The organism is Stenotrophomonas sp. NPDC077421 (assembly GCF_049545505.1).
GTDB classification, from domain to species: Bacteria; Pseudomonadota; Gammaproteobacteria; order Xanthomonadales; family Xanthomonadaceae; genus Stenotrophomonas; species Stenotrophomonas nematodicola.
In genome coordinates this window covers 123,144-145,683 of record NZ_JBMWDP010000007.1, presented here as the reverse complement: position 1 = coordinate 145,683, position 22,540 = coordinate 123,144, and the positions used below count along the sequence as shown (strand labels likewise).

Here is a 22,540-nt window from a genome sequence, read left to right as displayed (position 1 = left end):
GGTGGGGGGTGTTGGGGGCCCCGGCACCCCCCGGGGGGGGGGGGGGGGGGGCGGGGGGGGGGGCCCCCCCCCCCCCCCGGGGGGGGGGGGGGGCGGCCCCGCGCCCCCCACGACCCCTTTGGGGTGAACCCTACTTCGGCAGCAGGGTCAGTTCGTCCAGTACCCACATCGTCGGCCGGGTGTCGCCGGTGAAGCGCACGCACAGGTTCTGCGTGCCCTTGAGCGAACGCGGCAGCGCGGCCTCCAGAGTGATGAAGCCGTCCTTGCCCGGTACGGCGGGCAGCGGCACGGTCGCCAGCGGGGCGCCATCGCACTGGCCGTTGAGGATGTCCATCTCGCCGTGCGCGCTGCGCGCAGGGCTGAATCGGCGCTGCGGCTCGTCGTGGGCAAGCTGGAAGTAGTACGGAATCTGGCCGGCACGCACGCGCAGGCGCGCGATGCCGTCCAGGTCCGCGTCCTGCCAGAACCAGCACGGATTGAAGATGTTGACGTTGAAGATCGCCCGCGCGCCGTCGGCCGGGCCGTCGTCTTCCAGCCGCAGCAGCAGCTTGCCTTCGCCCGGGCACAGCGCCAGGTGCTCATCGGTGCGGCTGAGCAGCGAGGCGGCGGTGATATCGAAGCGGCTGGCCGCACGGGCCAGTGCTTTGCCGTCGAAGAAGGCGGCCGCCTGCAGCGCGACCGGCAGCGGCTGCTGCAGGGGCGTGCTGTAGCGCGGCGACTGTGGCGTGACCGCGCTGCCATCGGTGCTGTAGCGGATCTCGTAGCCCAGCGGATTGCGCAGCGTGAGTGTGGCGGTGCCGGCCTTGCGGTCGTCGCGGGTGTCCAGTTCCACCTCGAACGGGGTCTGCGCGTAGGCGATCCCCATCGCCTGCCAGCGTTGCAGCTGGGTCGGCAGACGTGCGAGGAAGTCGCCGTAGTCGCGGCGTTCACGCGGCGACCAGCCGGTTTCGGCCACGGCGGCCAACCGCGGGAACAGGTTGTGCTGCAGGCGCGCGTAGCTGCGCGTGTGCTCGGTGAACATGTTGGCCTGCAGGCCGAGGATGTGCTGCTGCTTGTCGCGCGCCAGCGCGTCGGGGACCGGCTCGAAGCCGTACACGCGCGCCAGCGGCGTGGTCAGCGGGCGGCCCGGCGGTTCGTTGTCCGAGGTGGTCTGCAGGTAGTCCATGTACATGTCGGTGACCGGCGACATGATCACGTCATGCCCTTCGCTGGCGGCCTTCAGGCCCCCCTCGGTGCCGCGCCACGACATCACCGTGGCCTCCGGCGGCAGGCCGCCTTCGAGGATCTCGTCCCAGCCGATCAGGCGGCGGTCGTGCTGCTCCAGGTACTTCTCCAGGCGCTTGATCAGATGGCTCTGCATCTCCATCTCGTCGCCCACGCCAAGCGCGCGCATGCGGGCCTGCACCCGGGCCGAGGCTTTCCACTGGTCCTTGACCGCTTCATCGCCGCCCACATGCACGTACTTGGCGGGGAAAAGCGCGATCACTTCCTCCAGCACGTTCTCCAGGAACCGGAACGTGCTTTCCTCGGTGTTGAACAGGTTCGGGAACACGCCCCATTCGCTCAGTGGCGTGAGCGGGGTATCCAGCGTGCCCAGTTCGGGGTACGCGGCAATCGCGGCGGTGGCATGGCCGGGCACGTCGATTTCCGGAATCACCTGGATGTGGCGCGCGGCCGCATAGGCGATGACCTCGCGGATCTGGCCCTGGGTGTAGAACCCGCAGTACGGGCGCGGCGCGCCGGTGGCCGGATCGCGGCCGCCGTCGCCGGCAGGAATGCGGCAACTGCCGACCCCGGTCAGCTTCGGGTAGCGCTTGATTTCCATGCGCCAGCCCTGGTCGTCGGTGAGATGCCAGTGGAAGGTATTGAGCTTCTGTTCGGCCATCGCGTCGAGCACGCGCTTGATCTCGTCCAGGCTCTGGAAGTGGCGTGCCGAATCGAGCATCAGCCCGCGCCAGCTGAAGCGCGGGGCATCGTCGATGCGCAGCGCCGGCACAGTGCCACCCGCGCCCGTGGTAGCCAGCTGTGACAGGGTCGCCGCACCGTAGAACAGGCCTGCTTCGGTGGCGGCCTGCACGGTCACGCCGGTGCTGCCGGTGCGCAGCTGATAGCCTTCCGCGCCGGTCTTGAGCGCCTTGTCGAGCACGAAGCGCACGCCCTCCTTGCCGCGGCCCGCCTGCACCTGCAGCGCCGGGCCACCGCTGTCGCGCAGCAGGGTGGTGAACTGCCCCGCGACGCGCCGCGCGGCATCGCCCTCGGCATGGACCGGCGTCGTGGCGGTGACGGTGTAACCGGTACCGTCGATGCGTTCGACCCTGGCTGGCACGGGCATCAGCGGCAGCGAACCGGGCAGGGCGCGCGGGCCATCGGGTGCCAGGGCATCGGCGGCCTGGGCCAGCGGTGCGAGGGAAGCAGCCAGCGCGAACGTCAGCAGCGACAGCGAGGTACGACGGGTGCGGGTGAGCATCGGGTCATTCCTTTGTAGCGAATCGGGGTCCACCTGTAAAAACGGGCCCGGAGGTCCGGGCCCGTCGTTCAGGCGTTCAGCGTACTGCGTCGGGAATCAGAACTTGAAGTGCAGGGTGGCCATGTAGCGGCGGCCGCTCTTGTACTTGCCGGCCAGATGCTCCTTGTCGCCCAGGTACTGGAAGTAGGTTTCATCCAGCAGGTTCTGTGCGTCGATGTTGAGCGACCAGTTCTCGTTGAAGGTGTAGCCGACGCTCGCACCCAGTTCGGCGTAGTCGTCCACGCTGGCGGGGGCGGCACCGGCCACGTAACCGCCGGCCAGGTAATGCGAGCGCCAGTTGTAGGTCAGGCGCGCGTTGATCGGGCCCTTCTCGTAGTACGGGCTGAAGGCCACCGCATTGCGCGACTGGTACGGCAGCGGATCACCGGTGTTGTTCTCACCGTTGGCGTAGGTGTAATTGGCGGTCAGGCCGAAGCCGCTTTCACCGAAGGGCTGCTGGAAGCTGATATTGAAGCCCTTGACGTGGCCGCTGCCGGCGTTGCGCGGACGCTGGATGCTGTAGTCGCAGTAGCCATCGGCCGCGCAGCCGTTGGTGCCCACGATGTTGGCCCAGTTGGCCGGCGAGGTATCGCGGATCGAGTTGTACTGACGCTCGATGGTGGCCGAGGTGTCGATGTAGTTGTCGATCTTCTTGTAGAACACCGACCATGCGACCACCGACTGCGGGGCGAAGTAATACTCGGCCGACAGGTTGTAGTTCCACGACTCATACGGGGACAGATTGGCGTTGCCGCCGCTGCCGGTGAGCTGGGTGTCGTTGAGGAAGGTGTTGTTGACCATCTGGTTGTACGGCGCCCAGGCGATCACCTTGGCGGCAGCGAAGCGGAACACCCAGTCGCTGTCGGTATCCCAGGCCAGGCTCAGCGACGGCAGGATGAAGTCTTCGGACTTGGTCCGGGTCTGCCACTTGCTGTCCAGGTCGTCCAGGGTCGGCGTGCCGCCGTAGACGAAGCCGCTGCCCTTGGTCTTGGAATCGACGTAGCGCACGCCGACGTTGCCGCGCAGCGGGCCGTTGGAGAAGTTCAACTGTGCATAGGCGGCGTTGTTGGTCTGCTGCAGGGCCCAGCTGTTGTTGAGGTAGCTGGACGGATCCGGGTTGGCAAAGTCCAGCGGGCTGCCCTTGACCCAGTTCAGCACGTTGTTGCGGCCGGCCTGGATGTGGCGCGACTGGTCGTCGCCGAAGCCCTGGATGTCGGTCAGCCCGATGGTGCCGACGTCGGCCAGGCTGCCCGGACGGACGCCGCCGTAGACGTTGAGCTTGAAGTCTTCGTCATGCTTGCCGTGACGCACGCCGAACTGCAGCTGGTTGAAGATGCTGTCGAACTGGACGTTGAAATCCAGCTGGGCGTAGCTGTCCTTGCTCTCGGTGGAGAAGACGCCGTTGTTGCCGAACCAGCCACCGGCGGAGTTCCACTTGGCCGGATCGCGCGCGTCGGTCGGGTTGTCGAACTTCAGGCCATCGTTGATGTTCCAGCTGTACGCACCGTTGTAGAACGGCTCGATGAAGTACTGGGCCAGATCCTTGTTTTCCGACTTGCTCTGGCCGGCCTGGCCGCTCACGCCCCAGCGCTCGCCCTTCCAGGCGCCACGCAGGTCAAGGCCCTTGGTGGTGACTTCCGATTCGCGCACGTTGTTGTCGTAGATCACCGTGCCGCTGTTGGCGGTGGCGCTGGCGTTGGAGTGGCCGCTGGTGGCCACGCCGTTGCGCACGCCGCCAAGCTGGTCCACCGCACCGACGGTGCCCGGATTCCAGGTCAGGAACGAGTACATCGACTGGTTGTAGTTGTCGAAGCTCTCCTTGATGTACAGGCCGCTCAGATTGAACTCGAGCGCATCGGTCGGCTTGAACTGCAGGTTGACCACGGCGCTGTCGCGCTTGCGTTCCTGCTGGAACCACGCGGCGTTGATCGAGTTGGGCACGTCCACGTCACCGGCCACGCCGGTGGCATTGGTGAAAGTGGAGGCCTTGGCATAACCGAACACTTCGATGCCCTGGCGGTCCACGGCTTCTTCGTAGTGCTGGGCCGACACGGCGATGCCGAAGGTTTCCTCATCGTTCTTCCAGCTGTACAGCGCCGACGCATTCGGCTTGCCTTCGCTGGCCTGCTGGCTGTAGCTGTAGCCGATCGAGGCAGCCACTTCGTTCTGCTTGAGGTCCAGCGGCTTGCGGCTGTGCATCAGCACCGTGCCGCCCAGGCTGCCTTCGGTCAGGCGCGCTTCGGACGACTTGATGATTTCCGCACGGCCCAGGATCTGCGGCGAGAGCAGGGTGTAGTCGAAGCCACGGTTGGGCTGCTCGCCGTACAGCCAGATCGCCTGGGCGACCGGGTGGTTGTCCAGGAAGGTCAGATTGAGGCTGGGGTCGGTGCCGTCGATGCTGACGCGCTCACCCTGGCCGAAACGACGGTCGAGGGTGACGCCGGGGATCTGCGACAGCGCCTCGGCGACGTTGGTGCTCGGGAACTTGCCGATGTCCTCGGCGGTGATCGCTTCGGAGACACCGACGTTGTTGCGCTTGGTGTCCAGCGACTTCTCCAGGCTGGCGCGGATGCCCACGACCTGCACGGTGTCCAGGTCCTGGGGCGTCTGCTGCGCGTGGGCGCTGAAGGCAAGACAGCTGAAAATGGCTGCCGAAAGCAGACTCTTGCGGTGGTTCATGATGTCTCTCCTCATCAATCCGATGGTTCGCCAGCGACGGCGTGCGGTTGGTTCGACCTTGCCGGGCGCCCGTTGCCGGTGCGCGTCTTTCTCTGCCACGTACTGCGTGTTGCGTTGTCCGGTGCGCCCGCTCAGGCGTCCTGACGGCCCAGGTACCAGCTGGCGGCGCCGATGACGCCCAGCTGCCCGTGCTCGACCACCTTCACGGGAATGCGTTCCAGCGCTTCGCGCATCGGCCCCTTGTTGAGGTAGCGCTCGACGAAACTGCTGTTCAACAGGAATTCGCGGATCTGCGGCAGGATGCCGCCGGCCAGGTACACCCCACCGGTGACGCCGTATTGCAGGGCCATGTCGCCGATCGTGCTGCCGAGCAGCCCGCAGAACACCTCCAGCGCCTGGCGCGCCTGCGCGTCCTGGCCGGCCATCGCCGCAGCGGTGATCGCATCCGGACTGGCCAGCGTGGGGGCCTGGCCGTTGATCGCGCACAGCGCGCGGTACAGATTCATCAGACCCGGGCCGGACAGTGCCTGCTCGACCGACACGTGCGACCGGTCGCGCAGCATCTGCCGCACGATCGCCATTTCCAGTTCGGTGGTGGTGGCCAGGGTCGGTTGGCCGGCTTCGGTCGCCAGCACCACTGCCCCGTGCGGGGTGGGAATCCACACGGCCGCGCCGAGTCCCGTGCCGGGGCCGACCACCAGGGTCGGGCCGCGCGGCGCCGTGGCCGGTCCGGTCAGCTGCAGCACACCGCTGGCATCGACCTGTGCGGCGGCATAGGCCACGGCTTCGAAGTCGTTGACGATGTAGACCTGGTCCAGGCCGACCTCACGTTCGATCTGCCGGGCCGACAGCGGCCACGGCACGTTGGCGGTGATGACCGTGCCGTCGTCGCGCGCATAGCCGGCCGTGGCGACCACGCAGTCGGCCGGGCGCGGGCTGTCGGCCAGGAACTCGGCCAGGATCGCGCTCAGCCCGGGGTAATCGGCGTTGCGGAACTTGCGGTACTCCAGCAGCTGCACCGGATGGTCCGGATCCTGGCTGGCCTGGACCCGGGCCACCCGCACATGCGTCCCGCCCACGTCGGCGGCCAGGAACGGCGGCACCGCCGAGGAGGCGGCATGGGCCTGGACAGAGTGGGCAGCTGCGGTCACACGGACTCCCTTGGGTGCGCACGGCCAGGCTGCTGCCCGGCGATTGAGGCGGAGTCTGTAATCGTTCTGACAACGATGTCAATGATAACCTCCGACTTTCGATGGTGCGCTGCAACGGGCGGTTGCGCGCGAAAACGTTTTCACCGCACTGCCGTCATGTTTTCGCAAACGCGCTGAAAACTGGCGCTGCACGCCGGTGCTGCAGGCGCAGCGCAGCGGTTTGCGCAGGTGCAGCATGACCGGATGGCAGCGCGGGGCCGCAGCAAGTTGTTGACAAAGACAGCGGGCACGTCGAATAAATGTGACAACGTTGTTCCCAGCCATTCGTCCGACGCCGCTCTGCGCGCCGTCGATGCAGGAGCCTTCCAGATGTCTGCAGTGCCTGCTGCTTCCGCGCGTTCCAGCGTGGTCACCTCGATCCTGATCATCGGCGTGCTGTTCTTCCTGATCGGCTTCTTCACCTGGCTCAACGGCCCGCTGATCACCTTCGTCAAACTGGCCTTCGAGCTGGACGAAGTCGGCGCGTTCCTGGTGCTGATGGTGTTCTACCTGTCCTATTTCTTCCTTGCGCTGCCGGCATCGTGGATCCTCAAGCGCACCGGTATGAAGAAGGGCCTCAGCCTGAGCCTGCTGGTGATGGCGGCCGGCGCGGTGGTGTTTGCCCACTACGCGCAGCAGCGCTGGTATCCCGGCGCGCTCAGTGGCCTGTTCGTCATCGGCAGCGGCCTGGCCCTGCTGCAGACGGCCGTCAACCCGTACATCAGCATCCTCGGCCCGATCGAGACGGCCGCGCGGCGCATCGCCCTGATGGGCATCTGCAACAAGATCGCCGGCATGCTGGCCCCGGTACTGATCGGCACCCTGGTGCTGCACGGTATCGGCGACCTGGATGCGCAGGTGAAAGTGGCCGATGCGGCAGCCAAAACGGTGCTGCTCAATGACTTCGCGGCCAAGATCCAGCTGCCGTACATGGCGATGGCCGGGCTGCTGGTGGTGCTGGCGGTGGGTGTGCTGTTCTCGCCGCTGCCGGAGCTGAAGACCGCCGAGGCCAACGCCACCCCGGCACGCGCGGCCGGCGTGGCCGAGCGCACCAGCATCTTCCAGTTCCCGCACCTGTGGCTGGGTGTGTTGTGCCTGTTCGTGTATGTCGGCGTGGAAGTGATGGCCGGCGACGCGATCGGAACCTACGGCCACGGCTTCGACCTGCCGCTGGACCAGACCAAGATGTTCACCTCGATCACCCTGGGCGCGATGCTGGTGGGCTATCTGGTCGGCTTGGCGCTGATTCCGCACCTGGTTTCGCAGTCGCGCTACCTGAGCATCTCGGCCGTGCTGGGCGTGGTGTTCTGCGCCGGTGCGCTGCTCACCCACGGCTATGTGTCGGTGGGCTTCGTGGCCGCGCTCGGCTTTGCCAACGCGATGATGTGGCCGGCGATCTTCCCGCTGGCCATCCGGGGCCTGGGCCGCTTCACCGAAACCGGCTCGGCGCTGCTGGTGATGGCCATCGCCGGTGGCGCGATCATCCCGCAGGCGTTCGCCGTGCTGAAGCAGCATATCGACTTCCAGTGGGTGTTCGCCGGCCTGATGATCCCGTGCTACCTGTACATCCTGTTCTACTCGGTCCGGGGTCACCGGGTCGGCCTGTCCCGCGACGGCCAGTGATCGGCGATCATGGACGCTCCACGGAACCTGCAGGACAAGAGCATGCGCAGAGCGACCATCAAGGATGTCGCCGAACGGGCCAAGGTGTCGTTGAAGACCGTTTCGCGCGTCATCAACAATGAGCCCTCGGTGATGCAGGCCACGCGGGCACGCGTGCTGCGCGCGATCGCCGAACTGGACTACGAGCCCGATCCCGCCGCGCGCAACCTGCGCACCGGCACCACGCTGGTGGTCGGGCTGGTCTACGACAACCCCAACCCGTACCACATCATCGGCGTGCAGAACGGCGTGCTGGCCGCTTGCCGCGAGACCGGCTTCGGGCTGCAGATCCATCCGTGCGACTCCAGCTCGCCGATGCTGGCCGAGGAACTGGCCGACTGGGTGCAGCGTTCGCGTCTGGCCGGGCTGGTGCTGACCGCGCCGATGTCCGAACGCCGCGACCTGGTCGCGGCGCTGACCGCGCGCGGCATCAAGCTGGTGCGCATCATTGCCGCCACCGCCGACCCGGAAGACGGTGCCTGCGTATTCGTCGACGATCGCGAGGCCGCCTACGAGATCACCGAGCATCTGATCCAGCTTGGCCACCAGCGCATCGGCTTCCTGTGGGGCGGCAGCTCGCACCGCTCCAGCGGCGAGCGCCATGCCGGTTACGAGGCGGCGCTGCGCGATTACGGCATGACCATCGACAAGCACCTGGTGGTGCAGGGCGACTACACCTTCGATGACGGCTTCCGCGGCGCCCGCCGTCTGCTGGCGCTGCGCGAGCCGCCCACCGCGATCTTCGGCTCCAACGACGAAATTGCTGCCGGCGTGCTGGCGGCGGCCAAGTCGGCCGGCATGAACGTGCCCTACGACCTGTCCATTGCCGGCTTCGAGGACAGCCCGTTCTCGCGCCAGTCGTGGCCGCCGCTTACCACCGCCAAGCAGGCCACCGAAGACATCGCACGGCACGCCGCGCGCCTGTTGATCGCGCAGCTGCGCAGCGATGCCTACGACGATGCGCCGCTGCAGCTGCAGAACCAGGGCTTCGTGCCGCAACTGGTGGTGCGCGGTTCCACCGCCCCGATGCGCCCGCAGGGTGCACGCCCTCCCTCTCCTGAAACGACCTGAGTCCCCATGTCCCTGCCTGCTCCCCACGAGACCCTGATGTACCGCGAAGCTGCGGAAGCCGCCGACGTGATCGCCGCGCAGTTCGCGCGCAACCAGGTCGCGGTGGAAACGCTGGCGGCGAGCCTGCGCGCCGCGCCGCCGCCGTTCGTGGTGACCTGCGCGCGGGGCAGCTCGGACCATGCCGCCACCTATGCCAAGTACCTGCTGGAAACCCGGCTCGGGCTGGTGACCGCGTCGGCGTCGCCGTCGGTGGGCTCGGTCTATGAGGCACCACTGCAGTTGCGCGGGGCGCTGTACATCGTGATTTCGCAGTCCGGCAGGAGTCCTGACCTGCTGCGCAACGCGGAGGCCGCGCGGGCGGCCGGCGCGCGCGTGGTGGCACTGGTCAACGTGGAGGATTCGCCACTGGCGCAGCTGGCCGAGACCGTGATTGCGCTTGGCGCTGGTGCCGAGCGCAGCGTGGCGGCGACCAAAAGCTATCTCGCCTCGCTGTCGGCGATCCTGCAGCTGGTGGCGTACTGGAGCCAGGACGCGGCACTGATCGCCGCGCTGCGGGTGCTGCCCGACGCGCTCCGCCAGGCCTGGAACAGCGACTGGTCGTCGCTCACCGAGGGTCTGGTGCCGGCGCACAACCTGTTCGTGCTCGGCCGCGGTCTTGGCCTCGGCGCGGCGCAGGAAGCAGCACTGAAGTTCAAGGAAACCTGCGGCCTGCATGCCGAAGCCTACAGCTCGGCCGAGGTCAAGCACGGCCCGATGGCGCTGGTCGGCCCGGGCTTCCCGGTGCTGGCCTTTGCCCAGCCTGACGAAACCGGCGCCGGCACCCGTGCCGTGGTGGAGGAGTTTGCCGCGCGTGATGCGCAGGTGTGGCTGGCCGATGTGGGCGGCGACCTGGCGCTGCCGGCTGCGCCGCATCCGGCATGCGCCCCGCTGCTGGCCGTGCAGGCCTTTTACCGCGCGATCAACGCGCTGGCACTGCGTCGTGGGCACAACCCTGACCTGCCGCCGCATCTGAACAAGGTGACGGAAACCGTCTGATGAAAACCGTGCTGCGCAATGCCCGCATCCTGGCTGGCGATGACTTCCGCGACGACCTCGCCGTCGTGATCGAAAGTGGCCGCATCACCGCGCTGGTGTCCGATGCCGCGCCCACGCTCGGCCAGGCCGACGAACAGGTGGATCTTGGCGGCGGCTGGCTGCTGCCGGGCTTCATCGATGCGCAGGTCAATGGCGGCGGCGGCGTGCTGTTCAACAACACGCCGGATGTGGCCACGCTGCGCACGCTGGCCCAGGCGCACCGGCGTTTTGGCACCACCGGCCTGCTGCCCACGCTGATCAGCGATGACCTGCAGGTGATGCGCAGCGCCATCGCGGCCACCCGCCAGGCCATCATCGATGGCGTGCCGGGCGTGCTCGGCATCCATCTGGAAGGGCCGTACATCGCGCCGGCGCGCAAGGGCACGCACGATGCCAGCAAGTTCCGCGTGCCCGATGCGGCCGAGATCGCGCTGGCGGCGTCGCTGGACAACGGCGTCACGCTGCTGACGCTGGCCCCGGAACGGGTGCCGCTGGACAGCATCCGCGCGCTGGTCGAGCGGGGCGTGGTGGTGGCCGCCGGCCATACCGCCGCCAGCTACGAAGAGGCCCGTGCCGGCCTGGAGGCGGGCATCCGCGGTTTCACCCACCTGTACAACGCGATGTCGCCCCTGACCGGTCGCGAGCCGGGCGCGGTCGGCGCGGCACTGGAAGACCGCGACAGCTGGGTGGGCATCATCGCCGATGGCGTGCACGTGCATCCGGCCAGCCTGCGCGTGGCGCTGGCGGCCAAGCCGCGCGGCAAGGTCATGCTGGTCACCGATGCGATGCCGCCGGTGGGTGCGGAGGACCCCAGCTACGTGCTCTATGGCGAGGTCATCACTGCGGTGGATGGTGTGGTGCGCAACGCGGCCGGCTCGCTGGCCGGCTCGGCGCTGGACATGGCCACGGCCGTCCGCAACGCGGTGCAGCTGCTGGGGCTGCCGCTGGCCGAGGCGGCGCGCATGGCGTCGACCTATCCGGCGGAGTTCCTCAACCTGGATGATCGCTACGGCCACATTGCCGAAGGCCATCGCGCCGACCTGGTGCTGCTGGACGATGCGTTGCAGGTGCGCAGCACGTGGATCGGCGGCCAGCGCGAAGACGCATGAGCGTCGCTTCATCCCCGCGCATGGGCTCGATCGATGCACTGCGCGGGCTGACCGTTGCGGCGATGCTGCTGGTCAACAATCCGGGCGACTGGGGCCATGTATATGCCCCGTTGCTGCACGCGGACTGGCATGGCTTCACTCCGACCGACCTGATCTTCCCGCTGTTCCTGTTCATCGCCGGCGTGTCGATGGCCTTCAGCCTGGTGCCGCGTGCGCACGATCCGGCGGCGCGGCCGGCGCTGCGTCGCGGGCTGCTGCAGCGCGCGTTGCGCATTCTGGTCGCTGGCGCATTGCTGCACCTGCTGGCGTGGTGGTTGTTCGAGCTGCCGGCGTATCGCCTGTGGGGCGTGCTGCAGCGGATCGCCGTGTGCGTGGCGGTGGTGGGCCTGTTGGCGATCAACACCCGTGCGCGCACGCAATGGGGGGTGATGGGCGTGCTGCTGTCCGGTTACGGCCTCGTGCTGCTGAGCGGCGCATCGCTCGACCCGTGGGTGAATGTGGCCAGCCGCCTGGATACCGCACTGTTCGCCCCGATGCTGTACACGTACACCAGCGAAACCGGCCTGGGCCACGATCCGGAAGGACTGCTGAGCACTGCCGGCGCCATTGCGACCACGCTGCTGGGCCTGCGCGCCGGTGCGTGGCTGCGTACCGGACAGCTTGCCCGGCTGGGCGGCCTGGCCCTGGCGTGCGTGGCCCTTGGCGCGCTGGCGACCCTGTGGCTGCCGCTCAACAAGCACCTGTGGACGCCCAGCTTCGTGCTGTGGGCCGGTGGCCTGTCGGTGCTCGCGCTGCTGGCCGCGCATCTGCTGGTGGATCGCTGGGGCGCGCCGGCGCTGGGGCGGCGCTTCGGCGTCAACGCGATTGCGGCCTACCTCGGGTCGTCGGCGATGTCGCTGGTGCTGGTGGCCAGCGGCGTGTGGGCCACGGCATACGCCTGGCTGGCGGCCCGGCTGCCGTCGTCATCGCTGGCATCGCTATGCTGCGCGCTGGCCTTCGTGGCGCTGTGGTGGGGCGTGATGTGGGCGCTGGACCGGCGGCGGATCTACCTCAAGATCTGAATCCGTGGCGGCCTGCACGCCGTGCCGGCTATGCTCGGCACGGATCGACACAAGGAACACGTGGATGCAGAACCGGAACGCCCGATCATGACGCCGCTGCAGCACACCGCCGAGGCGCTGCGCCGGCGGGGCAGCCGCACCGACGCCATCGATGCGCACGTGGCCGACCTGTGTGGCGTTGCCTCCGTCGCAGAGGCACAGCGCCTGCTGGCGGTGTTGGAGACTGACGCCGATGCACTGGATTGGCCGCGTGACCGCGACTATGCGGCGCTGGCGTTGCAGGCGGCCGCCCCCACTGCGGTTCCCGAGGTGGCGCGGCTGATGCTGCGCAGCGCGCTCGCGCGGGCGCAATGGTGCGCAGCTTGTGCAACGTCGGGGGCTGAAGGGCTGGCGCGCTCGCAGCATGTGCTCGAACTGCAGGCCGCACTCGACGCGCAGGCCTGAGTGCACGGCTCAGTCCAGCGTGACGTCACCGCGCAGCACGGGATAGGGATTGAGCGACTCGCCCTTCCACCATTGCCGTTCCGCGCCCAGACGGTGGATCTCGAAATGCAGGTGCGGCGCGTCAGGTGACGCATTGCCGGTGCTGCCGACATAGCCGATCACCTCGCCGCGCCGGATCGCTTTTTTCTCCGCAATGCCATCGGCATAACGCTGCAGGTGCGCGTAGTAGTAGCAGTAGCGTCCGCTCGGCTCGAACTGGTACAGCGTGAGTCCGCCGCGTTCGCTGTCGAACAGCTTTTCCACCGTGCCATCGGCCACCGCCAGCACCGGCGTACCGGCGGGGGCAAGGATGTCGATGGCATCGTGCACGCGGCCTTCGCTGCGCGCATCGGTGAAGGTGTCCTGCAGTTGGGTGGCGGCGATGCCCTGCACCGGCAGCAGCAGGCTGCCGGCGGGTGCGGATGCTGCCGGCGCGGAGACGGCAGGCGCGGCAGGCGCGATCGGTGGCGCGGCAGCGGATGCCGTTGCCGCCGCCACGGCCGGTGCGGAAGCGGAATGCGCCACCTCTGCGGGTGAAGTCGATGCCCGTGGGGCGGCCGGCGGCGCCAGCACCCATACGCCGAGCACGCCGGTCACCAGTCCCACCGCCAGCAGCAGTCCGGTCTTCATCGTCTACTCCTGCATCACCACCGGCACCGACGCATCCACCGCGTCGGCAACCTGCAGCGCATCCCAGTTGGTCATGCGCACGCAGCCGTGTGATTCGGTTTTGCCCACGTGGCCCGGCTCGGGCGTGCCGTGCAGGCCGTAGTGCGGTTTGGAGAGGTCGATCCAGACGCGGCCGACCGGATTGTTCGGACCTGGCGGCAGGGTGGCCTTGCCTTCGCCCTTGCGCGCATCCCAGAACAGTTTGGGGTTGTAGTGGAAGGTCGGATCGCGCGAGATGCCGAGGATCTTCCAGGTGCCGATCGGCAGTGGATCGTGCCGGCTGCCTGACGACACCGGGAACTGCGCGTACACCTTGCCCTGCGCGTCGAACAGGCGCAGCGTCGACTCGGATTTGTCGATCACCAGCCTGGCGGCCTTGGGCAGGGTGGACGGCGCGATGTTCGGCACCTGGATCGCCGTGCCGGCCTTGCTGAAATCGACACCGGGATTGAGCGTGCGCAACAGCACCGGATCGGCATGGAAGCGCTCGCCAAGGGCCTCTTCCACGGAGGCGAAGCCCAGGGCTTTCAGCTTGGCCTGCGCGGCCGGGGTGTCCGGTACCGGCTGGAAGGGGCCGGTGACATCCTCGGCGGTCAAGGTGTAGCGCGCCAGCACGTCCACGCGGTCGGCCTGCAGTGCCTGCCACGTGGCGTCATCCAGCTCGCCGGTCACCTTCAGGTCGTGGGCGGCCTGAAAGCCGGACACTGCGCGCTTCTGGTTGGAGCCGGGCAGGCCATCGATCTGGCCGGGGGAAAAGTGCGCGCGGTCGAGCAGCACCTGCGCATGCAGGTCCGACCGCGGCCCGGTCGGCACCGACGCGGTTTCAGCAATCGGCGTGGGCAGGGCGGGGGTCTGCGCGATGGCCGGTGCGGCGCTCGCCAGCGCCGCGCACAGCGCCATCGGAAGCAGGGCAGGCAGGCATCGGATCATCGGCAACTCCAGCGGGAACAGGGTCTCACCATGCTCCACTGCGCTGCGCACCCGGCGTGAAACGGCTGACTGCCGGATGAGCGGTCAGCGTGCCGCGCTGATCGCCTTGATGCGGGCCCGTGCCAGCGCCTCGCCAATGGCGGGGCCGGCGAGCCCCTGTGTATCCAGGTCGCGCGCCTGCACAGCCAGGGCAGCCTGGTGCAGCCGCGTGAGCGTGGCGCCCTGCGGGTAGTCGCTCTCCTCGAAGCCCAGCCGCCCGCGCTTGTCGGCCTCGCAGCACACCGCGATCCGCGCGATGCGCTCGGGGCGGCGGAAGGCGTCGCAGCGCGCCAGCAGCTCGAGCACGGTGGCGTCGCGCAGCTCGTCGATGCGGTGCACGTTGAGATGGTCGCGGCATACCGCTTCGGCGAGCTGGCGGTGCTCCAGCGGGATCTTCAGCCGGTCGCACAGCGCCCGCAGCGGGGCCAGCCCGCGCTGCTCGTGCATGATATGGCGCGGCCATTCCTCCGGTGGCGTCAGGCCTTTGCCGAGGTCGTGGGTCAGCGCGGCAAAGCCGACCAGATCATCTCCCGGCGCCAGCCGTGCGGCCATGTCGCTCACCATCTCCTGGTGCACGCCGGTATCCACCTCGGGATGGAACTCGGCGCGTTGCGGCACCCCGTACAGCGCCTCCAGTTCGGGCAGGATCGGGCCGAGTGCGTGCGCATCGTGCAGGGTGCGCAGGAACGCCGAGGGGCGGTTCGAGGCCAGCACCCGGCGCAGCTCCTGCCAGACCCGCTCGGGCACCAGCATGTCGAGCTCGCCGCTCTCGGCGATCTGCCGCATCAGCGCCATCGTCTCGTCGGCCACGGTGAATCCCAGGGGGGCGAAACGCGCCATGAAGCGTGCCGCGCGCAGCACACGCACAGGGTCTTCGACGAATGCGGGCCCGACGTGGCGCAGCACGCGCTGCTCGATGTCGCGCAGGCCGCCATAGGGATCGACCAGCTCCCCGGTCGCCTCGTTGCAGGCGATCGCGTTGATGGTGAAATCGCGCCGCAGCAGGTCGTCTTCCAGTGTCACCGACGGATCGGCATCCACCACGAAGCCACGATAACCACGACCGGACTTGCGTTCGGTACGCGCCAGCGCATATTCCTCACCTGTGTCCGGGTGCAGGAATACCGGAAAGTCCTTGCCCACGGCCTTGTAACCGAGCGCTTCCATGTCCGGCTGGGTAGCACCGACCACCACCCAGTCGCGGTCGCCGGGTGGACGCTGCAGCAGGCGGTCGCGTACCGCGCCGCCGACAAGATAGATCTTCATGCGGGCAATGATGCCACGGCCTTCCCGGACGCGGTCGCCGCGGCTCAACCCGCGCTCGGCAGGCTCGCCCGCGCGGTCGGCGTCACCTGCGCGGCGAGGATCAGTCGCCGCCCTTGTCGGCGTTGGCCGCGCACGTGAAGCTCTTGCGCCTGGCCTGCAGACGCCCGTTCATGCGGTCGCTGACCGGCAGCGCGTCGCCGTTGAGGCGCCAGTCGTAGATCACGCTGAAGGCCAGGATGCGCGCCACGTACTCGCGGGTTTCCTTGTAGCTGATGGTCTCGATCCAGATGTCCGGATCAAAGCCCGGCCGCTGCGTCTGCCAGCGCGCGGTCGGCGTGGGACCGGCGTTGTAGGCGGCGATGGTGACGTAGGGCAGACCCTGATACTTGTCCATCAGCTGGCGCAGGTAGGCGGTGCCGATGGCGATGTTGGTGTCCGGGTCGTACAGGCTGGCCGCACCGCCGTAGTTGGCCAGGCCGATCGACTTGGCCACGCTGGCGCCGGTCGCGGGCAGGACCTGCATCAGGCCCATCGCGTTGGCCGGCGAGCGCGCCTTCGGGTTGAAGATGCTCTCCGCGCGGATTTCCGCCGCCACCCAGGCCGGGTCGATGGCGTTGCGCAGCGACTCGCGGCGGATGGTGTCGTCGTGGTGGAGCGGGAAGCGCAGCGCGTACAGGCGCTGCTCGTCCGGGGTCTTGCCGAGCGAGAACACCGCGCGGTCGAACCAGCCGTTGTCGCGCGCCACCTCCACCGCGATGCGGCGCTGCGTGGTGTCGTAGCGGCTCAGCGCATCGTTCCACTCGGCCACGGCCCAGCCGCTGCGTTCGATCTTGAACAGCTCCATCGCGCGCACGATGGCCGGGTCGCGTGCGACCGCCGCCTGCGCCTGCCTGCTGTCGTTGGGCTCCCACGGGCACAGCGTGTAGGGCTGGCCGAGCTGGTCGGCGGCGAGGAAGCCGTGGAAGGTGGCGGCGCGTGCGGCCTCACGGTACACCGCCTGGGCCTCGCTGCGTCTGCCGGTCTTCTCCAGCATGCGCGCTTCGAAATAGCGCCAGCGCGAGTCGTTGCGCTGGGTGCTGCCCATCTTGCGGATCGCGGTGAGCGCCTGCGGCCAGTCACCGCGCGACAGCGCTTCGCGCACGCGCCATTCGTGCAGCCGTTCGTCATACGCCGATTCGGGCACGGCATTCAGGCGTCGGGCGGACTCGGGCCCGTACGACGCCACGGTCCACAGCGCGATCTGGTACAGCACCTGCGCCTGCTGGGCAGCGCTGAGCTGCAGCGCGCTGGCGTACTGCGGCAATTGCTGCTCGGTGGCGCCCGGATCGGCCTTGGCCAGCTTGGCCAGGCCATCGGTGGCGATGCGCTGGCTGCGCGCCGTGCGCGGCCAGTTCAACGCGCTGGCATTGGGCTTGTCGACGAACGCGGCGTAGGTGTTGGCCAGCGCCAGATCGGCGGCCGGCAACCCGCGTGCGGCACTGCGCATCACCGCCGGCTGGCCCTCGTCGGCGGCCGCGTCGATGCGCGCCCAGCGCAGTTCGGCGCTCAGCCCGCCCTTGGCATCGAGCACGGCAAACACCGCATCGCAGGCGTCGGGCAGGGACTTGCCGGTGCTGCGCCAGATCGCCTGGGCCTCACTGGTCCACTGGGCGTCGGCCTTGCCGGTGGCCTGGCGCGCGTTGAGCTGGGCACAGCGCAGGCCGACGTTGTCGGTGGGCACCCAGTTGGCCAGCAGGGTCGGCCAGTCCTGGCGCCGCGCCACGGCGGGCAGCCATACGCTGCGGAAACTCGATGCCACGGCCTGGCCGTTGTACCGCTTGAGGAAGTCCTGCGCCTGGGCATTGCCCACCGTATCGATGGTGCGGCGCAGATTGGCGTATTCGAGCCAGCCGTACAGCGGGTGGCGGCTCAGTGCGGCGGCCTCGGCCGGGTCGTACTGACCGCGCTCGGCGTTGTCGATGGCGGCCTTGAGCTGCGCGCGCTGGGCATCAAGCGACTGCGCGCCGGCGTCTGCGGCTGCGGCGATGGCAAGCGTGCCGAGGAAAAAGAGGGGGAGTGCATTCATCGTCAAAGCATAACGGCGCGGCGTGAAGGGCGGTGCGCGCCAGCCGACTCGAACATGAACGAACGCCGCCCTTCGGCGCCGCGTCCGATCCACCTGCGCGGGGATGCCGGCCACCTGCACAGACTGCGCATCGGGACCGGTCCGGTGGGCCCGCAGGGAACGGTGCGGCGCGACGGCGCCTGTTCGGATTTGTCGAAACGACGTGAAAGCGGGGTCGTCGTCACGTCGCGACATTTACAGGTTGTTTACAAAGGAGACACTGCCGTCAGCAGGGGGGGACGGCAGTCCAGCCCAACATTCCTTTGGAGAGAGAGCGAATGAACGACCTGCATCGCCGCCCGTTGGCGGTCGCTGTATCGCTGTGCCTGTTGTTGGCTGCTCCGGCGCTCGTCGCCGCGCAGGATGCACCCCGCGCCACCACGGATCTGGATCGGATCGAAGTCACCGGGACGCGCATCAAACGCGCCGAGGTGGAAGGCCAGGTGCCGGTGCAGACGCTGACCCGCGACGACATCGAACGCACCGGCTTCAACTCGATCGGCGAAGTGCTGCAGCAGCTCACCGGCTCGGGCTCGGCGCTCAACGCCAAGTTCAACTCCTCGGGCAACTTCGGCTTCCCGCCGGACGGCAGCGGTGTCGGTGCCGGCTCGGCGCAGGTCGATCTGCGCCACCTGGGCGCCAAGCGCGTGCTGGTGCTGGTCGACGGCATCCGTTGGGTCAATGAATCCTCCGCCTCGGGCGTGGGCGCGGCCACCGACCTCAACACCATTCCACTGGCGATCGTGGAGCGCATCGAAGTGCTCGAGGATGGCGCATCGTCGCTGTACGGGTCCGACGCCATCGCCGGCGTGGTCAACATCATCACGCGCCGCCAGTTCGATGGCGCGCAGGTGACGATGAACTACGGCGAGTACAGCAAGGGCGACGGCACCCAGAAGGGCGTGGACCTGGCCTGGGGCACCAGCGGTGACCGCTACACATTGTTCCTCGGCGCCAGCTGGACCAAGCAGGACCCCGTGTATGCGATCGACCGCGAGCAGTCTCGCTTCCCGATTCCTGGCACCGGCCTGTCGTTCGGCAGCTCGGCCACGCCGACCGGGCGTTTCCGTTTCATCGATCCAAACACGGGCATTGAACACAATCTCACGCCCAACAACGGCGTTACGTCTCCGGTCTTCAATGGCGCCGGAGGCTGTGATCGTACGGACGACTATCACTGCTTCGGCACGCCGGACCGGTTCAACTTCGCCGAGTACAACATGGTGCTGACGCCGTCCGAGCGCAAAGGCCTCTTCGGCCAGTTCCGCTTCGACATCACCGACAACGTGCAGTGGTACATCAAGGCGCTGGGCAACCGCCGCGAATCGACCAACCAGGCCGCACCCGAGCCGCTGTTCTTCGGCCCCGACGGCGCTACCGGCAATCCGCTGGCCGACAACATCGTGATCTCGGCGCAGAACCCGTACAACCCGTTCGGGTTCGACCTGGACTCGTCCGACAATCTGCTGGTGATCGGCCGCCGCCCGGTGGAGGGCGGCGCGCGCGTGTTCGAGCAGAAGGTGACGACCCAGTACTTCGCCACCGGCCTGGTCGGCCAGTTCGAGGCGGCCGACCGCAGCTGGTTCTGGGACGTCAACGGCATGTACAGCAAGAACAAGGCCGAGCAGACCAACTACGGCAGCTACAACATCTACAACATCAACCTGGCGCTGGGCGATCCGGCCCTCTGCGCAGCCACCGCCGGCTGCGTGCCGCTGAACATCTTCGGCGGTCCCGGCACCATCACGCCGGACATGCTGCGCTGGATCCAGCCGGTGGTACGCGACCGCAGCCAGAACGAACTGAGCCTGTTCACCGCCAACCTGAGCAGCGACCTGTTCACCCTGCCGGCCGGCCCGGTGTCATTCGCGGCCGGCGTGGAGTACCGCAAGTACGAAGGCTGGTACCAGCCCGATCCGCTGACCGTGGCCGGGTACTACAACGGCGTCCCGTCGCTGCCCACGTCCGGCTCCTATGACGTCAACGAGGCCTACCTGGAGCTGAGCATCCCGATCTTCGCCAAGAGCGCCATCGGCGAGAAGCTCGACCTCAGCCTGGCCGGACGCTACTCGGACTACTCCACCTTCGGTGGCGAGTTCACGCCCAAGTACGGCCTGCGCTGGCAGGTGACCAACGACTTCGTGCTGCGTACCACCTATGCCGAAGGCTTCCGTGCGCCCTCGATCGGTGAGCTGTACGGCTCCGCAGCGCGAGCAGACCTGCAGCTGTTCGACCCGTGCTCGGTTGGCCTGGGCGGTACGCCGCCGCGCGGCAGCGCCGCCAACTGCGCCGCGCTGGGGGTGCCGGCCGGCTTCCAGCAGGCCAACTCGCAGATCTCGGTGACCACCGGCGGCAATCCCGCGCTCGATCCGGAAACCTCGCGCAGCTTCAGTGCCGGTTTCGTGTGGAGCCCGTGGTTCGGCAGCAATGCATCGTGGTCCGAACGCTTCGATGTGGAGGTGACGTTCTACCGCCACACCATCGAAGGGGCGATCCAGGCGATCAACGCCCAGACCCAGCTCGACCTGTGCGTGGACACCCTGGACCCGCTGTACTGCGATGGCATCACCCGCGCTTCCACCGGCGCGGTGAGCGGCTTCAACAACCGCCTCACCAACCTGGGCTCGATCAAGACCGACGGCTGGGACGTGGACCTGTTCTGGACGCTGCCGCAGAGCGACATCGGCCAGTTCAAGCTGGCCTGGAAGAACACCTTCGTCGGCCGCTACGAGGCACTGGGCGCCGCCGGCCAGCGGCAGCCGCAGGAACCGGGCGTGGAAGTGGTGGACAGCTCCATTCCCGAGTGGACCAGCAACGCCAGCCTGCTCTGGTCGCTGGGCCGCTGGAATGCGTCGTGGACGGTGCGCCACATCTCCAAGCTGACCGAGGAATGCGGCGATGCGTCGGCGTTCCCGGTGTGCAGCAACCAGGTGGCCGGCACCAACGAGCTGGCGGCGATCACTTACCACGACCTGCAGCTGGGCTACAAAGTGGACTGGCTGAAGGGCCTGCAGCTGAGCGCCGGGTTGAACAATGCGTTCGACAAGGACCCGCCGATCTGCCTGTCGTGCTCGCTCAACGGCTACGACGCGTCCACCTACGACATCCCGCGTGGCCGCTACTGGTACCTGCGCGCGGACCTGCGGTTCTGATCCAGAGCCGTACCCGGCAATGACCCATCGGGGCGCCGTCAGGGCGCCCCGGTGCGTTTCCGCCACGGGCCAAGCGCATGGCGTATTCCGGCCACGCCGCGCAGGCGGACGACCATCGCCCTATCATGGCGGTGCCGTGCACGCGCGCACTGCACCCCTTTGTCACCGACGGTCGTCATGAGCCTGCATACCTGGTGGATCTTCGCCGTTACCGTGTTCGTGCTGTGCGGCACGCCGGGGCCGAACATGCTGCACGTGATGACCCGCAGCGTGCGCGTCGGCTTCCGCCGCAGCATCGCCGCGATGGCCGGCTGCCTGAGCGCGCTGGTGCTGGCGCTGTCGATTTCCGCAGCGGGCCTGGGCGCGGTCCTCAAGGCCTCGCCGCTGGTCTTTGATGTGCTGCGCTATGCCGGCGTGGCCTATCTGGTCTACCTGGGCATCAACGCCTGGCGCGGCGGCGACGCGCCGCTGGACGTGGGCAACCCGGCCGCGATCGCGCCCACGTCGCGCCGCATCCTGTTCCGCGACGGCTTCATCATCGGCATCAGCAACCCCAAGCTGCTGCTGTTCGCCTCGGCATTCCTGCCGCAGTTCGTCGACCTCGGCCTGCCGCAGCTGCCGCAGTTCGTGGTGCTGGTGAGTACCTTCGCGGTGATGGAGGTGTTCTGGTACGCCGTCTACGCCGCCGGTGGCCACAGCCTGGCCGGCTACCTGGCCCGTCCGGGTCTGCGCAAGGTGTTCGACCGCGTGGTCGGCACGATCTTCATCGGGTTCGGGCTGGCGCTGCTGCGCGCGCGGCCCTGAGTAGGTGCCGGCCAGCGGCCGGTATTACGGCGATGTCGTGGGTCGATCAACGACCGGATCGATCCGGTGCGGTCCACGCCCGCAGCAACGGCAGCGGATCGTAGGCTCCCGTGCTGCCGTAGATGCCCCAGTGCAGGTGCGGCGGGGTGCCTTTGGCGTTGCCGCTGTCGCCGACGTAGCCGAGCACGGTGCCGGCCTCCACCACCTCGCCCCGGGACAGCCCCTCGCGCCAGCCGTCCAGGTGCGCGTAGTAGTAGCGCTCGCGCGCCGGTCCCAGTATCCAGACCTGGCGACCGCCGAGTCCCCCGTCACGGATGTCCGCCACGATGCCCGGCGTGGCGCTGGTCACGGCGGTACCGCGGGGAGCGAAGATGTCGAGCCCGGCATGGGTGCGGTCGCGTCCGCGCGGTGCGCCGAAGGTGTCGGCGATGCGCCGGGCCGCGACACCGTCCACCGGCACCGGCAGCGCCTCCGGTGGCGCCATCCGCGACAGCGCCCACAGCGCGCGTGGGGCTTGTGCCCACGGACTGTTCCACAGCACACCCGCCAGCACGGCAAGGACGGCCAGCACCAGCAGCCGCACCAGCCAGCGGCGCACGCGCCAGGCGGCCGAGCGGTGGGGGCCTGGCGGCGGGGAGGACGAAGTGTGCGGGTCCACGGGCATCGACGTCGGTGTCCGGCGGGAACGGGGAACAGACTAGCAGGCCGCGTGTGCACACAACGCACGCGTGATGCCCCTGT

General features: G+C 68.3%; 16 protein-coding genes. 8 read left to right on the top strand and 8 right to left on the bottom strand.

What is annotated here, in order from left to right:
• Window positions 1-130: 130 nt before the first annotated feature.
• The 3 genes from ACPEH1_RS05890 to ACPEH1_RS05880 all read right to left on the bottom strand — a co-directional run bounded on the left by ACPEH1_RS05890 (window position 131) and on the right by ACPEH1_RS05880 (window position 6,336).
• Window positions 131-2,467 carry a family 20 glycosylhydrolase gene (locus ACPEH1_RS05890; RefSeq protein ID WP_423715427.1) on the bottom strand — a complete coding sequence of 779 codons (2,337 nt, stop codon included), beginning with the start codon at window positions 2,465-2,467 and terminating at the stop codon, window positions 131-133.
• Between the two features lie 96 nt (window positions 2,468-2,563).
• On the bottom strand, window positions 2,564-5,185 hold the full coding sequence (locus tag ACPEH1_RS05885; protein ID WP_017354401.1) for a TonB-dependent receptor: 2,622 nt from the start codon (window positions 5,183-5,185) through the stop codon (window positions 2,564-2,566).
• Between the two features lie 131 nt (window positions 5,186-5,316).
• Complete coding sequence (locus ACPEH1_RS05880) at window positions 5,317-6,336, bottom strand: glucokinase family protein (protein ID WP_423715426.1); 1,020 nt, start codon at window positions 6,334-6,336, stop codon at window positions 5,317-5,319.
• 369 nt (window positions 6,337-6,705) lie between these two features.
• Between ACPEH1_RS05880 and ACPEH1_RS05875 the strand changes: the two genes are divergently transcribed.
• From ACPEH1_RS05875 to ACPEH1_RS05850, 6 genes are read left to right on the top strand one after another with little or no spacing between them, the layout of a single operon-like run.
• A complete protein-coding gene (locus ACPEH1_RS05875) occupies window positions 6,706-7,998 on the top strand; it encodes a sugar MFS transporter (RefSeq protein WP_017354399.1) in 1,293 nt (430 codons plus the stop codon).
• A gap of 42 nt (window positions 7,999-8,040) precedes the next feature.
• Window positions 8,041-9,108, top strand: a complete 1,068-nt coding sequence (locus ACPEH1_RS05870; RefSeq protein ID WP_026070492.1) for a LacI family DNA-binding transcriptional regulator — start codon at window positions 8,041-8,043, stop codon at window positions 9,106-9,108.
• Between the two features lie 6 nt (window positions 9,109-9,114).
• Window positions 9,115-10,143: an SIS domain-containing protein gene (locus tag ACPEH1_RS05865; RefSeq protein WP_017354397.1), complete on the top strand. Its 1,029-nt coding sequence runs from the start codon at window positions 9,115-9,117 to the stop codon at window positions 10,141-10,143.
• A complete protein-coding gene (gene nagA, locus ACPEH1_RS05860) occupies window positions 10,143-11,291 on the top strand; it encodes an N-acetylglucosamine-6-phosphate deacetylase (protein WP_017354396.1) in 1,149 nt (382 codons plus the stop codon). The genes ACPEH1_RS05865 and nagA overlap by 1 nt, the downstream gene beginning before the upstream one ends.
• Entirely contained in the window at window positions 11,288-12,352 is a 1,065-nt protein-coding gene (locus ACPEH1_RS05855; RefSeq protein ID WP_313242550.1) for an acyltransferase family protein, read from the top strand. The genes nagA and ACPEH1_RS05855 overlap by 4 nt, the downstream gene beginning before the upstream one ends.
• Window positions 12,353-12,412: 60 nt before the next feature.
• A complete protein-coding gene (locus ACPEH1_RS05850; RefSeq protein ID WP_154081096.1) occupies window positions 12,413-12,796 on the top strand; it encodes a hypothetical protein in 384 nt (127 codons plus the stop codon).
• Between the two features lie 9 nt (window positions 12,797-12,805).
• On the opposite strand, the gene ACPEH1_RS05845 is transcribed toward ACPEH1_RS05850, so the two are convergent.
• The 4 genes from ACPEH1_RS05845 to ACPEH1_RS05830 all read right to left on the bottom strand — a co-directional run bounded on the left by ACPEH1_RS05845 (window position 12,806) and on the right by ACPEH1_RS05830 (window position 17,804).
• Window positions 12,806-13,465, bottom strand: coding sequence for a M23 family metallopeptidase (locus ACPEH1_RS05845; RefSeq protein WP_153164776.1), 660 nt, complete (start codon window positions 13,463-13,465; stop codon window positions 12,806-12,808).
• Between the two features lie 3 nt (window positions 13,466-13,468).
• Window positions 13,469-14,434, bottom strand: a complete 966-nt coding sequence (locus ACPEH1_RS05840) for a L,D-transpeptidase (RefSeq protein WP_313242551.1) — start codon at window positions 14,432-14,434, stop codon at window positions 13,469-13,471.
• 84 nt (window positions 14,435-14,518) lie between these two features.
• Window positions 14,519-15,739 (bottom strand): multifunctional CCA addition/repair protein, encoded by a 1,221-nt coding sequence (locus ACPEH1_RS05835; RefSeq protein ID WP_136005093.1) that lies wholly within the window; start codon window positions 15,737-15,739, stop codon window positions 14,519-14,521.
• A 100-nt stretch (window positions 15,740-15,839) separates the two neighbouring features.
• Window positions 15,840-17,804, bottom strand: coding sequence for a transglycosylase SLT domain-containing protein (locus ACPEH1_RS05830; protein ID WP_313242552.1), 1,965 nt, complete (start codon window positions 17,802-17,804; stop codon window positions 15,840-15,842).
• A gap of 317 nt (window positions 17,805-18,121) precedes the next feature.
• Here ACPEH1_RS05830 and ACPEH1_RS05825 point away from each other — a divergent pair, with 317 nt between their 5' ends.
• Together ACPEH1_RS05825 and ACPEH1_RS05820 are read left to right on the top strand one after the other, a co-directional pair.
• A complete protein-coding gene (locus tag ACPEH1_RS05825) occupies window positions 18,122-20,995 on the top strand; it encodes a TonB-dependent receptor (RefSeq protein ID WP_136005087.1) in 2,874 nt (957 codons plus the stop codon).
• Window positions 20,996-21,172: 177 nt separating this feature from the next.
• Window positions 21,173-21,799 (top strand): LysE family translocator, encoded by a 627-nt coding sequence (locus tag ACPEH1_RS05820; RefSeq protein ID WP_423715424.1) that lies wholly within the window; start codon window positions 21,173-21,175, stop codon window positions 21,797-21,799.
• Between the two features lie 46 nt (window positions 21,800-21,845).
• Here the strand turns inward: ACPEH1_RS05820 and ACPEH1_RS05815 are convergent, their stop codons facing one another.
• Window positions 21,846-22,463 (bottom strand): M23 family metallopeptidase, encoded by a 618-nt coding sequence (locus ACPEH1_RS05815; protein ID WP_423715423.1) that lies wholly within the window; start codon window positions 22,461-22,463, stop codon window positions 21,846-21,848.
• Between the last annotated feature and the right edge of the window lie 77 nt (window positions 22,464-22,540).

Bases quoted from the DNA above. Each gene is read 5' to 3' on its own strand.
- ACPEH1_RS05840 (WP_313242551.1), bottom strand. From the start codon at position 14,434: ATGATCCGATGCCTGCCTGCCCTGCTTCCGATGGCGCTGTGCGCGGCG.
- ACPEH1_RS05875 (WP_017354399.1), top strand. From the start codon at position 6,706: ATGTCTGCAGTGCCTGCTGCTTCCGCGCGTTCCAGCGTGGTCACCTCG.
- ACPEH1_RS05820 (WP_423715424.1), top strand. From the start codon at position 21,173: ATGAGCCTGCATACCTGGTGGATCTTCGCCGTTACCGTGTTCGTGCTG.
- ACPEH1_RS05865 (WP_017354397.1), top strand. From the start codon at position 9,115: ATGTCCCTGCCTGCTCCCCACGAGACCCTGATGTACCGCGAAGCTGCG.
- ACPEH1_RS05885 (WP_017354401.1), bottom strand. From the start codon at position 5,185: ATGAACCACCGCAAGAGTCTGCTTTCGGCAGCCATTTTCAGCTGTCTT.
- ACPEH1_RS05870 (WP_026070492.1), top strand. From the start codon at position 8,041: ATGCGCAGAGCGACCATCAAGGATGTCGCCGAACGGGCCAAGGTGTCG.
- ACPEH1_RS05830 (WP_313242552.1), bottom strand. From the start codon at position 17,804: ATGAATGCACTCCCCCTCTTTTTCCTCGGCACGCTTGCCATCGCCGCA.
- ACPEH1_RS05855 (WP_313242550.1), top strand. From the start codon at position 11,288: ATGAGCGTCGCTTCATCCCCGCGCATGGGCTCGATCGATGCACTGCGC.
- ACPEH1_RS05815 (WP_423715423.1), bottom strand. From the start codon at position 22,463: ATGCCCGTGGACCCGCACACTTCGTCCTCCCCGCCGCCAGGCCCCCAC.
- ACPEH1_RS05890 (WP_423715427.1), bottom strand. From the start codon at position 2,467: ATGCTCACCCGCACCCGTCGTACCTCGCTGTCGCTGCTGACGTTCGCG.
- ACPEH1_RS05835 (WP_136005093.1), bottom strand. From the start codon at position 15,739: ATGAAGATCTATCTTGTCGGCGGCGCGGTACGCGACCGCCTGCTGCAG.
- nagA (WP_017354396.1), top strand. From the start codon at position 10,143: ATGAAAACCGTGCTGCGCAATGCCCGCATCCTGGCTGGCGATGACTTC.
- ACPEH1_RS05845 (WP_153164776.1), bottom strand. From the start codon at position 13,465: ATGAAGACCGGACTGCTGCTGGCGGTGGGACTGGTGACCGGCGTGCTC.
- ACPEH1_RS05825 (WP_136005087.1), top strand. From the start codon at position 18,122: ATGAACGACCTGCATCGCCGCCCGTTGGCGGTCGCTGTATCGCTGTGC.